Origin of the sequence: Marinobacter lacisalsi (assembly GCF_042651045.1) — a bacterium.
Lineage (GTDB): Bacteria > Pseudomonadota > Gammaproteobacteria > Pseudomonadales > Oleiphilaceae > Marinobacter > Marinobacter lacisalsi.
Map to the genome: position 1 here is coordinate 100,078 of NZ_JBHSDI010000010.1, position 11,207 is coordinate 111,284.

The 11,207-nt window shown below is 59.4% G+C and carries 14 protein-coding genes; 13 read left to right on the forward strand and 1 reads right to left on the reverse strand.

Annotated elements, in window-relative coordinates; all coding sequences use genetic code 11:
- The first annotated feature begins 12 nt into the window (after positions 1 to 12).
- The 3 genes from rluC to ACFOZ5_RS06355 are packed head-to-tail and all read left to right on the forward strand — an operon-like array spanning position 13 to position 2,766.
- On the forward strand, positions 13 to 1,032 hold the full coding sequence (gene rluC / locus ACFOZ5_RS06345; protein WP_379886182.1) for a 23S rRNA pseudouridine(955/2504/2580) synthase RluC: 1,020 nt from the start codon (positions 13 to 15) through the stop codon (positions 1,030 to 1,032).
- A 25-nt stretch (positions 1,033 to 1,057) separates the two neighbouring features.
- Positions 1,058 to 1,708, forward strand: a complete 651-nt coding sequence (locus ACFOZ5_RS06350) for an HAD family hydrolase (protein WP_379886183.1) — start codon at positions 1,058 to 1,060, stop codon at positions 1,706 to 1,708.
- Positions 1,709 to 1,761: 53 nt separating this feature from the next.
- The gene (locus tag ACFOZ5_RS06355; protein WP_379886184.1) at positions 1,762 to 2,766 is read left to right on the forward strand and encodes a S49 family peptidase; all 1,005 of its coding nucleotides are present in this window, start codon (positions 1,762 to 1,764) and stop codon (positions 2,764 to 2,766) included.
- Between the two features lie 39 nt (positions 2,767 to 2,805).
- Here ACFOZ5_RS06355 and ACFOZ5_RS06360 read toward each other — a convergent pair whose 3' ends face one another.
- Positions 2,806 to 3,411 (reverse strand): Maf family protein, encoded by a 606-nt coding sequence (locus tag ACFOZ5_RS06360; protein WP_379886185.1) that lies wholly within the window; start codon positions 3,409 to 3,411, stop codon positions 2,806 to 2,808.
- A 132-nt stretch (positions 3,412 to 3,543) separates the two neighbouring features.
- Between ACFOZ5_RS06360 and ACFOZ5_RS06365 the strand changes: the two genes are divergently transcribed.
- The 10 genes from ACFOZ5_RS06365 to ACFOZ5_RS06410 all read left to right on the forward strand — a co-directional run bounded on the left by ACFOZ5_RS06365 (position 3,544) and on the right by ACFOZ5_RS06410 (position 11,052).
- Complete coding sequence (locus ACFOZ5_RS06365) at positions 3,544 to 4,098, forward strand: YceD family protein (RefSeq protein ID WP_379886186.1); 555 nt, start codon at positions 3,544 to 3,546, stop codon at positions 4,096 to 4,098.
- A gap of 53 nt (positions 4,099 to 4,151) precedes the next feature.
- On the forward strand, positions 4,152 to 4,331 hold the full coding sequence (gene rpmF, locus ACFOZ5_RS06370) for a 50S ribosomal protein L32 (protein WP_379886188.1): 180 nt from the start codon (positions 4,152 to 4,154) through the stop codon (positions 4,329 to 4,331).
- A gap of 61 nt (positions 4,332 to 4,392) precedes the next feature.
- Positions 4,393 to 5,394: a phosphate acyltransferase PlsX gene (gene plsX / locus ACFOZ5_RS06375; protein ID WP_379886189.1), complete on the forward strand. Its 1,002-nt coding sequence runs from the start codon at positions 4,393 to 4,395 to the stop codon at positions 5,392 to 5,394.
- 109 nt (positions 5,395 to 5,503) lie between these two features.
- On the forward strand, positions 5,504 to 6,439 hold the full coding sequence (fabD, locus tag ACFOZ5_RS06380) for an ACP S-malonyltransferase (protein ID WP_379886190.1): 936 nt from the start codon (positions 5,504 to 5,506) through the stop codon (positions 6,437 to 6,439).
- A 66-nt stretch (positions 6,440 to 6,505) separates the two neighbouring features.
- The gene (fabG, locus tag ACFOZ5_RS06385; RefSeq protein ID WP_379886191.1) at positions 6,506 to 7,249 is read left to right on the forward strand and encodes a 3-oxoacyl-ACP reductase FabG; all 744 of its coding nucleotides are present in this window, start codon (positions 6,506 to 6,508) and stop codon (positions 7,247 to 7,249) included.
- A gap of 154 nt (positions 7,250 to 7,403) precedes the next feature.
- Positions 7,404 to 7,637: an acyl carrier protein gene (gene acpP / locus ACFOZ5_RS06390; protein WP_091848505.1), complete on the forward strand. Its 234-nt coding sequence runs from the start codon at positions 7,404 to 7,406 to the stop codon at positions 7,635 to 7,637.
- Positions 7,638 to 7,713: 76 nt separating this feature from the next.
- Positions 7,714 to 8,553, forward strand: a complete 840-nt coding sequence (locus tag ACFOZ5_RS06395) for an aminotransferase class IV (RefSeq protein WP_379886192.1) — start codon at positions 7,714 to 7,716, stop codon at positions 8,551 to 8,553.
- Positions 8,550 to 9,605 carry an endolytic transglycosylase MltG gene (mltG, locus tag ACFOZ5_RS06400; RefSeq protein WP_379886193.1) on the forward strand — a complete coding sequence of 352 codons (1,056 nt, stop codon included), beginning with the start codon at positions 8,550 to 8,552 and terminating at the stop codon, positions 9,603 to 9,605. The genes ACFOZ5_RS06395 and mltG overlap by 4 nt, the downstream gene beginning before the upstream one ends.
- On the forward strand, positions 9,602 to 10,225 hold the full coding sequence (tmk, locus tag ACFOZ5_RS06405; RefSeq protein WP_379886194.1) for a dTMP kinase: 624 nt from the start codon (positions 9,602 to 9,604) through the stop codon (positions 10,223 to 10,225). The genes mltG and tmk overlap by 4 nt, the downstream gene beginning before the upstream one ends.
- A 53-nt stretch (positions 10,226 to 10,278) precedes the next feature.
- Entirely contained in the window at positions 10,279 to 11,052 is a 774-nt protein-coding gene (locus ACFOZ5_RS06410) for a helix-turn-helix transcriptional regulator (protein ID WP_379886195.1), read from the forward strand.
- The last annotated feature ends 155 nt before the right edge of the window (positions 11,053 to 11,207 follow it).

An 11,207-nucleotide genomic window follows, 5' to 3' on the forward strand; every position in this document is an offset into this window, starting at 1 on the left:
TCCGTCCCAGCCATGGCACCACCCCAGCGCAGTCAGAATGCGACGTCCCGGCGCCGCTCAGGGCCTGCCAGTCATCGCCAGAAAGAACCCCAGGGTCTGCCGACCGGAGTGCAGTGGATTACGGTCGAACCGGATATGGCCGGCCAGCGTCTGGACAATTTTCTGATGGCCCGTCTCCGGGGGATACCCAGGAGCAAGATCTACAGGATCGTGCGCAAGGGCGAGGTCAGGGTTAACAAGGGGCGGGTCAGGCCCGACACCCGGCTGGAGGCCGGCGACCAGGTGCGGATTCCGCCGGTGGTGAAGCCTGAGCGGCCCACCAGCTCGATACCCGGTGATCGCGTACAGGCGGTTATGGAGCACGCGGTGGTATTCGAGAACGATGACCTGCTGGTGGTGAACAAGCCTTCCGGCATTGCCGTTCACGGCGGCAGCGGGCTCAGTTTCGGGCTGATCGAGGTATTACGGGCCGCCCGCCCCGATGCACGATTCCTTGAACTGGTGCACCGGCTGGACCGGGATACATCAGGCCTGGTGATGGTCGCCAAAAAGCGGTCCACGTTAAGGTTCCTGCAGGATGAATTGCGCCGGCGGGATGTGCACAAGCATTACCATGCGCTGGTCAGTGGCCACTGGCCGGCCAGCGTTACCGAGGTTGCCGAACCGTTGCTTCGCTATGAGATGGCCAACGGAGAGCGCCGGGTTCGTGTGGATGTGGAGGGCAAGCCTTCGCTGACCCGGTACCGGGTGCTGGACACCTGGCCCGGCTACAGCCTGGTAGAGGCGTCACCGGTTACCGGTCGTACCCATCAGATTCGTGTTCATTGTGCCTTTGCCGGTCATCCGATTGCCGGCGATGACAAGTATATGGATGCAGCCAGTCAGCGGGTTTTCCGTCGCCAGGGCGGAAACCGGTTGATGCTGCACGCCCGTGCACTGGAATTTCGCCTGCCGGGCGGTGAGCAGTGGCTGCGGCTGGGGGCGCCCTACGATGAGGCTTTTGAGCAGGTTCTCGCGGGGTTGGCCCGTTAATACAGACAATCCTGGGAGGTGAGGTATGGCCTGCAAGGTAGTGATTTTCGACTGGGACGGCACGCTGGTGGATTCCGTTGAGCATATTGCCGGGAGTCTGCATCAGGCCGCTGTCGAACTGGGTTTCCCCGCCCGCGAGCGGGAGGCCTACCGGGATATTATCGGCCTGGGTATGGCGGAGGCGCTGGAAGCGCTTTACCCCGGCATCTCAAAGGATGAAATGCTGGCAATCCGGGAGGGCTACGCCCGTTATTTCTTTGCCCGCAAGACAACGCCGCAGAACGTCTTTGACGGCATGGCTGATGTGGTCGCCGACCTTAAACTGGATCGTCGCCAGGTGGCCGTGGCTACCGGCAAGAGCCGCCGTGGGCTGGACTCGGCCCTGGTATCCAGTGGGCTTGGTCCGCATTTCGATATTACCCGCTGTGCCGACGAAACCCGTTCCAAGCCGGATCCGAAAATGCTGTTGGAAATTCTCGAGCATTTCGAAATTGAGCCCGGTGACGCAGTGATGGTTGGTGATACCCGGTACGATCTGGATATGGCCCGCCGGATCAATATGCCATCCATTGGTGTGGAGTGGGGTGTTCACAAGCGTGATGAGCTGGGCAAATATGACCCCCTGTTCGTGGCGGGCAGTGTTCGCGAGCTGCGTGAAGCTCTGGAACTGATCTGAATTCAGGTACCGGGAAACGCCCGGAATCCGGTCGAAAAGCAACGAGGTAATGCATGTCAGAGTGGAATTCATCCGGTGGCTGGAACGAAGAACCGGTCCGGAAAGCGCCGCAGTCGCAATCAGGGGGTGCGGATTCGCAGGCCCTGGAAAAGCTGGTGGGGTCGCTGACCGCCGAACAGCGGAAGAGTAGGCGCTGGGGGATCTTTTTCAAGAGTCTTACCTTCCTTTATCTGTTCGCGTTGCTGTTCATGTTCCGGGGGTCCCTTACCGGTGGTCTGGATGCCGCCACAGTGGAGGCTCATACAGCGGTTGTGGAGGTGAACGGCGCCATTGCCTCGGATACCCATGCCAGCGCCGACAACCTGGTGGGTGCGTTGCGCCGGGCCTTCGAGGCTGAGAACGCCAGGGCGGTGGTGCTGCGCATCAACAGCCCCGGGGGCAGCCCCGTTCAGGCTGGCTATGTCTATGATGAGATTGTTCGCCTGCGGGATGAGCACCCGGACAAGAAAGTTTATGCGGTGATCACTGATATCGGGGCATCCGGTGCCTATTATATTGCGGCGGCGGCGGACGAGATCTATGCCAATCGTGCCAGCCTGGTGGGCTCCATTGGCGTGGTGTCCGGAGGGTTTGGTTTCACCGACCTGATGGACAAGGTGGGTGTTGAGCGTCGGCTTTACACTGCCGGTGAGAACAAGGCTTTCCTGGATCCTTTTTCCGAGGAGGAGCCCGGCGAGGTCGCCTTCTGGCAGGATGTGCTGGAGAACACCCACGACCAGTTTATCGAGTACGTGCGCAAGGGGCGTGGCGACCGGCTGAAAGATGATGGGCGTCTGTTCAGCGGTCTGGTATGGACCGGGGAGCAGGCATTGGAGCTTAGCCTGGTGGATGGTCTGGGCAGTACCTCCTGGGTGGCCCGTGAAGTGGTAGGCGAAGAGGAGTTGGTGAACTACACGGTGCAGCCTTCACCGCTCAAGAAGTTTACCGATGCCCTCGGCGTGTCCATTGTCAGTGCGCTGCACACCGAAATGGTGGGCTCCCGTTACGATCTCCGATAAGCGTTCAGGCTGGTGGGGTGCCGGAGTGCCCCGTCTCGCTTATCCTCCGGAGATGCATTCCAGAATATTCACGCCCCGGTTCTTTAGCAGGTCGGTCAGTGCAATCAGCGGCAGGCCGACCAGGGTATTCGGGTCCCGGCCTTCCAGTCGGTCGAACAGGGCAATGCCAAGACCTTCCATCTGGAAGCTGCCGGCACACTGATAGGGTTGTTCAAGCCTCAGGTAGCGGTCGATATCGCTGTTGGACAGGCGGCGAAAGTGAACACGGAAAGCTTCTTCCGTCACATCCGTGTCGCCGCTGGCGGAGTTGTAAAGGGTCAGCCCCGTATGGAAGGTGACCGTCCGGCCAGAGCAGCGCGTCAGCTGTTCGCGGGCCCTGTCGTGGTTGCCTGGCTTGCCGAGGATCGAGCCATCGAGTGTGGCGACCTGATCGGAGCCTATGATCAGGTGTTGCGGAAAGTTGGCGCCCAGGGCCCGGGCCTTGCTGCTGGCCAGGCGCTGGACCAGTGTTGGTGCCGTTTCGCCCGCTAGTGGTGTTTCATCGATCTCCGGTGAGGCGCATTCGAACGGAAGCCTCAGCCGTGACAGCAGTTCCCTGCGCCAGGGTGAGGATGAGGCCAGAACCAGTGGCGGATGAACAGGCATGGGCAGGCTCCCTAATAATGAAGGAAGGCAACCTTAGCCGGTTGTGACCCGGTTCGTCCATATACGAACTTCCACGCTAACCGGCAGGAAGTCTTTGACAGAGCGGCAATGCGTCCCTAAAATTGCGCGCCTATGTCAAACACCGAATTGCCCAGGTCTGTTGATCCACATCGCATGGCGGAAACCGGTGCCGAGCTGGAGGGAGATATTCCCCTGTCGGAGCTGACCCGTTTCCGGGATGCGGTGCTGGCCATTCCCGAGGGCGGCCTTTGCCGGGTTGGCCTGGTTTTCAGCGCTGACAGCCAGCGCAGGCGAATCGTTCGGGGTGAGCTGGAAGCGGATGTTGAGCTGGAGTGTCAGCGCTGCATGACCGGTATGAGTTCCACGCTGCGCTCGTCCTTTGAGCTGGGCCTGGTATCCAGCGATGAGAAGGCCCGGCAGTTACCGTCCGAGCTGGAGCCGTTTATCACTGATGGTGATGCGGTCGATCTCTGGACGATGGTGGAGGACGAATTGTTGCTGGCCCTGCCGGCCTATCCGCTTCATGAGCGGGAGGACTGTCCGGCAAAGTCGGAGCTGGAGGCCCTTGAGCCCGGCTCCGGGAGTGACGAGCTGGCATCGGATTCTGATGACAAGCGTGACAACCCTTTCGATGTCCTGAAAGGGTTGAAGACAACCAAGCATTAGCACTTAATTTCACGTGCCTTCGGGCACACAGTAAACAGGTCAGGAGTACAGTCATGGCTGTCCAGAAAAACCGTAAAACCCGCTCCAAGCGCGGCATGCGTCGTTCTCACGATGCCCTGAGCAAACCGACCCTGTCGACCGATGCCACCACTGGTGAAGTTCATCGTCGTCACCACGTGTCTCCGGACGGCTTCTATCGTGGCAAGCAGGTTATCGAAGCATACGACGAGTAATCTTGTCGAGCCGGCCCTTTCCGGGGCCGGGACCATGCGCAGGCACAGGTGAGATAGCACGGTGACTTCGGTAACCCTTGCCATTGATGCCATGAGTGGGGATCGTGGCCCGGACGTCGCTGTGGCGGCGGCCCTTGAGGCGGTCCAGGAAAACGAGGCCTTGACGCTGATTCTGGTAGGTGACCAGGTTCAGCTCAAGGCCTTGTTGCATTCCGGGCATCCGAGAATCCGTATAGAGCCGGCTGTCGATGTTGTGCGCATGAACGAACGCCCCTCCCATGCGCTTCGCCACAAGCAGAACGCCTCCATGGCGGTGGCCCTCAGGCTGGTCCGGGACGGCGGTGCTGAAGGTTGCGTTAGCGCCGGTAACACCGGTGCGCTGATGGCTTTTGGTCGCTCCATTCTCAAGATGTACCCCGGTATCGAGCGCCCGGCCATCACCAAGCTGATTCCCTCCCTGCGGGGCCAGTGCCATGTGCTGGACCTGGGGGCGAATGTGGATGCCTCGGCGGAAAACCTCTACCAGTTTGCCCTGATGGGGTCCTTGATGGCTTCGGCGGTCAGCGCCATTCCCGAGCCCCGTGTTGCACTACTGAACGTGGGCGAGGAAGAGATCAAGGGCAATGAGCAAGTGCGACTGGCCTCCCATATGCTGGCACAGTGTGAAACACTGAACTATATCGGCTATGTTGAAGGCAGCGACCTGTTTCGGGATGTGGCCGACGTTGTTGTCTGCGACGGCTTTGTCGGCAATGTCGCCCTGAAGACAGGTGAGGGTGTTGCCGGTTTGCTCATCGAGCTGCTCGAACAGTCCTTTACCCGCAGTCTGTACAGCCGATTGGTGGGGTTCCTGGCGCGACCAATCGTGGGGCGCCTGCTACGGGATATGGATCCGACCCGGCATAATGGGGCGAGCCTGCTGGGTTTGCAGGGAGTAGTGATCAAAAGTCATGGCAACGCCAACGAGCTCGCCATGAAAGCGGCCATCAGGCAGGCCGTCAGAGAGGTGGAGCTGGAAGTTCCCCGACGCATCAACGAACGTCTGGACGACCTCATCCTTTGATATTACGGTATGTCAGATTCGGCATGGGGTGCTCTCGTGGTCCTTGTCGCGGTTTGCTTGTACTATTGGCTAATCTTACTGAACCACCAACCACGGTAAAATTTTCGTCATGAAAACAGCCTTTATATTTCCGGGACAAGGGTCTCAGTCAGTTGGTATGCTCAGGGCCGCTGCAGAAGCCTGGCCGGTGGTAGAGCAGACATTTTCCGAAGCTTCAAATGTGTTGGGTTATGATCTTTGGGAGCTTTGCCAGAATGGTCCGTCGGAAGAGCTTAACCAGACTACGGTAACGCAACCGGCATTGCTCACCGCCAGCATTGCGCTTTGGCGCCAGTGGTTCATTGCGGGCGGCCGGGAGCCTCAGTATCTGGCTGGCCACAGCCTGGGTGAATACAGCGCTCTGGTGGCAGCCGAAAGTCTGGACTTTGCGGATGCTATCCGTCTGGTTCGCCTGCGTGGTGAGCTCATGCAGACGGCCGTGCCGGCTGGTGTGGGCCGTATGGCCGCCATCCTCGGCCTTGAGGACGACCAGGTGATCGGGGCCTGTGAAGAGGCTGCCGGCGATGAGGTCGTCTCAGCGGTCAACTTCAATGCTCCGGGGCAGGTAGTGATTGCCGGCAATAGTGCGGCCGTCGAACGTGCCATCGACATCTGCAAGGACAAGGGTGCCCGCAAGGCGATGCCTTTGCCGGTCAGCGTGCCGTCACACTGCGCCCTGATGAAGGGTGCTGCAGAGGAGCTCGCCAAGGCGCTGAATGATGTCAGTTTCGGTAATGCCCTGACTCCGGTGGTGCAGAACGTTACGGCCGAGCTGGTGCAGGATGCCGACCGGCTCAAGGCCAACCTGGTGCAGCAATTGTATTCACCGGTACGCTGGACCGATTCCATGACCTTGCTGGTGGAAGAGGGCGTCAGCGTTGCCGCCGAGTGTGGTGCCGGCAAAGTGCTGGCCGGGCTGGCCAAGCGCATTGACCGCAGTCTCAAGGTCTTCAATATCGAGACGCCGGAAGGCCTGGACGGTGCTCTTGAGGCGTTCAGGCAGTGATTGAAGATTTCATCAACGCCATTCAGCGGGATGGCGTTTTTTACATTGTATGGAAGGGAGCAATCCATGTCTCTTGATGGCAAAATCGCGTTGGTTACCGGTGCCACCCGTGGCATTGGTCGTGCCATTGCTGACGCCCTTGGCAACCAGGGCGCCACCGTAGTGGGCACGGCTACGTCCCAGGGTGGCGCGGATACCATAACCGCCAACCTGAAAGAAGCCGGAATCGAAGGCTTTGGCATGGTGATGGATGTTTCTGACCCGGACAGCATCAATGCAGGGCTGAAGAAAATGACCAGCGAGGTTGGCGCGCCTGTGATTCTCGTCAATAACGCCGGCATTACCCGTGATAACCTTCTGCTGCGCCTGAAAGACGATGACTGGTCCGCCGTGATCGAAACCAACCTGTCCAGCGTCTACCGCCTCAGCAAATCGGTTCTGCGGGGCATGGCCAAGGCTCGTTGGGGGCGTATTATCAACATCAGTTCCGTAGTGGCCGGCATGGGCAATCCTGGTCAGGGCAACTATTGTGCTGCCAAGGCTGGTGTTGAAGGTTTCACCCGGAGCCTGGCCAAGGAAATGTCCAATCGGGGCATCACTGCCAATTGCGTGGCGCCCGGGTTTATTGACACCGACATGACAAAGGCTCTTGATGAAGGGCAGCGCAGTGCCATGCTGGAAAATATTCCGGCTGGTCGACTGGGCGCGCCGGAAGAGGTGGCTGCCGTGGTGGCCTTCCTGGCGTCGGATGCCGCTGGCTATGTGACCGGCGACACCATTAACGTTAATGGTGGGATGTATATGGGATAACCCCTGTCTATCGCCGGGTGTTTGCCCGGGATGGGTGGTGGGGCCAAGCCCTTTATCTGATTAGGTTTTATCTTCGTCCCTGCTTGTTTGCAGGTGGGGTTTACCATAAACTGGCAATCGTTTATTGCCTGGTTGACAAAAAAGTGAGGAAATTATGAGTACAGTTGAAGAGCGCGTTAAGAAGATTGTTTGTGAACAGCTGGGTGTCAAGGAATCCGAAGTTCAGAACAGTTCTTCTTTTGTAGAGGATCTGGGCGCTGACTCACTGGACACTGTTGAGCTGGTCATGGCTCTCGAAGAGGAATTCGAAACCGAGATTCCCGACGAGGAAGCAGAAAAGCTGACCAGCGTTCAGGATGCGATTGATTACATCAACGCACACAGCTGATCGTCTGTAAGCCAGGCAGAAGCCGTCCTGTTGTCGCAAACAGGGCGGCTTTTTTGTGTGTGTTTCAGGGAGACATATGGTCAGGATTCTTGCCGCCCGGGGTTTGACAGATCCGGTTACCGTGCCCGGCGATGACCGCGGGTTGTCCTATGGCGACGGCCTTTTTGAAACTATCCTTGTGCGTCGTGGGCGCCCGGAACTGGTTCAGGCTCATTGCAGGCGGATGCTGGAAGGTGCCGGTCGTCTGCGCATTCCCCTGGAACAGGCGGATCTCGACGAGGCGCTGGATCAGGCCAAAAGCCTGATCCGCCAGGCCAATGGTCAGGATCCGCTGGTACTCAAGCTACTGCTGACCCGCGGGAGTGGGGGGCGAGGCTATCGTGCTCCACAACATCCTGAACCACGCCTGCTGGTGTCGGTGCATTCAGCGCCGCCCATGCCCTCTGCAGAGGGGGTTGCGGCTTCCATCTCCGAGGTCCCGCTGACAGTGAACCCATTGCTGGCCGGTATCAAGTCCCTGAACCGGCTGGAGCAGGTTCTGGCGAGCGAGCAGATTCCGGATACCTGCTACGAGGCGGTGATGAAAGGCGATCGGGGTGACCTTCGGGAAGGGACCCGGACCGCCTTGCTCTACCGGTGGCAGGGCCAGTGGATGACGCCACCGCGGGACCAGGTGGCAGTCAACAGTGTCATGGTGGGTCATGTGGAGCGCTGCCTTGGCCGGAACGGTGAAAGTCTGCTGGAAGCCCCCCTTTACCCGGAACAGTGTCATCAGGAAGGTTTCGGGGGATTGCTGCTTTTGAATAGTGTGATTGGCGCGGTGCCGGTACGCACCCTGGCGGGGCGGCGGTTGCCTCTTCCGGAGCGGCTTGCGACAATCGTTGATCTTGCCAAACACGTTGAGGAGTTCCGTTGATTAAGTCGTTTCTTGTTGCGGTTGTTGCATCGGTGCTGGTAGCTGCTGCCGGTGCTGCCCTGTGGGGCTGGCAGGGCATGAAAACCCTGGAAATGGAAGCTGACCTGCAGGAACCCATGCTTTACCTGGTACCTCGCGGCACATCCTATAATGCCGTTGCCCGGGATCTTGAGGAAAAGGGACTGGTGGACAAGGCCATCTGGCTGAAGCTGTTGGCCAGGGTGGAGCCGGAGATGACCTCCATCAGGGCAGGAGAGTACGAGTTTCAGCCGGGTATGACGCCCAGGGAGATGATTGCCCTGATGGTCCGGGGCGAGACCAAGGTGCGAACGGTCCAGTTTATTGAAGGCAAGCGGTTTCGTGATGCCCGTACGGCCCTGTCGCAGGCTGAGCACCTTGAACAGCTGACAGCAGACTGGGCGGCCGAGAGAATCATGGCCGAACTCGGTGACGAAGGGGCCCATCCCGAGGGGCGGTTCTTTCCGGATACCTACGCCTATAACCGTGGCGACTCGGATCTCGACATTCTTCGCCGTGCCTATGAAAAGATGAACAGTGTGCTTGCTGAGGAGTGGGCGGGGCGTGCCGATGACCTGCCCTATGAGAATCCCTATGAGGCGCTGATCATGGCGTCCATTATCGAGCGGGAAACCGGTGTGCCTGCAGAGCGACCGGATATCGCCGGTGTCTTTGTGCGGCGACTGCAGCGGGGGATGCGTCTTCAAACGGACCCCACGGTGATTTATGGCATGGGCGATGCCTACGAAGGCCGGATTACCCGCCGCGATCTTCGCACCCATACCGCGTACAACACCTATCGTATTTCTGGTCTGCCGCCTACGCCCATCGCCCTGCCGGGGCGTGCGGCCATTCATGCGGCTGTGCACCCCGCCGAGGGCAACACGCTCTACTTCGTGGCCCGTGGTGATGGCAGTCACAAGTTTTCCCGCACCCTGGAGGACCACCGCCGGGCGGTACGGGAGTATCAGCTGAACCGCCGTGAGGACTACCGCTCCTCGCCCGCACCAACCAGCGTTGAAGGCGACCAATGAACCGGGGAAAGTTCATCACGTTCGAAGGTACCGAAGGTGTTGGCAAGTCCACCCAGTTGGCCACCGCAAGAGACGCCCTGGAGGTTGCCGGCAAGACTGTAGTGGTCACCCGGGAACCGGGCGGTACGCCCATGGCGGAAGCGATACGGGAACTGCTGCTTAGCCCCAGGGACGAAGCGGTGAATGACCTTACCGAACTGCTGTTGATGTTTGCCGCCAGGGCGCAGCATCTTCATAGCCTGATACTGCCAGCACTGCAGCAGGGCACATGGGTGCTGTGTGACCGGTTTACCGATGCGACCTATGCGTACCAGGGGGGTGGCCGGGGCGTGCCACAGGAGCAGATTGCCGTGCTGGAGCAGCTGGTTCAGGGTGAGGTGCGGCCTGACCACGTCATATTGCTTGATGCGCCCGTGGAAGTGGGCATGGCCCGGGCCCGCAACCGCAGTGCGCCGGACCGTTTTGAGCGTGAGACAACGGCATTTTTCCAGCGTATACGTGACTGTTACCTGCAACGGGCAGAACAACACCCCTTGCGCTACCATGTGGTGGATGCCGCACAACCGATTGATGACGTCAGTCGGCAGGTGTCCGGGCTGATCACCAGTTTGCTGGCTTGAGTCATACTGCCGGATCAGCCAACTAACCAGACGGGACCCCCGAAGAGCGACCCATGCTGTCCGCCCGACTTCAGACGCTTCCCGAGTTTACCCACCAGCATCGCCATGATCACCATCAGGCGGTGATCGGAGTCTATGGTGGCACCGAAGTGAGCGTTGATGGCATGGAAGGGCGTCTGGATACCTGGCGGGCTTGCCTGGTGCCGGCGACCATACGCCATGAATTCTCCGGGGGGCGTGAGAATCAGGTATTGGTGATTGATGTGGATGCCTGGCATCCACGGCCCCAGGACCCCCATTATCGGGATTTCCTGACGGTCAGTCGCCTGTTCCGTCAGCCGGTAGTCGTGGGGCTTGACGCCCATCTGCAGCAGTTGGTGCAGGTTTCGGCTACGGAGATACGCCGTTCTGCCACTGAACAGGGCATCAGTGATCATCTCGCCACGGCCATTCTGCTGGCGCTGTCTGATCGGCTTGATAAGGGGGCGGAAACGGTACCGTTGCGCCGCCCTGGTCTTGATCCGGAAAATCTCCGACAGTACGTGCTTGAGAACCTGAACGAGCGAATAACCGTTGAAGACCTTGCCGCCCAGGCCTGCCTGAGTCAGAGTCGGTTCCACGAGCTTTTCCGTGAGACCATGGCAACCAGCCCTTACCGGTTTCTGCTCAACACCCGTCTTGATCACGCCTGTCAGATGCTGAGAACCACCTCACTGTCGGTAGCGGATATCAGTTTTCGCACCGGTTTTTCCAGTCAGTCCGCCTTTACCACCGCACTCCGCAAGCATCGCGGGCTCACTCCCACCCAGCTCCGTGAGCGTCTCTGACGCGCCTGGTGAGACACCAGCCCTCTGAAACATCGTAGGAATTAACAAAGAGTTCGAAGGAATTCGGAAGTCTGATCCCTTGAGCCAGAGTAGATTAAATAATTCTTAATTCGCTATCCGGATACTGGCCCGTCAGAGAGCCCTTCTGTGAGCAG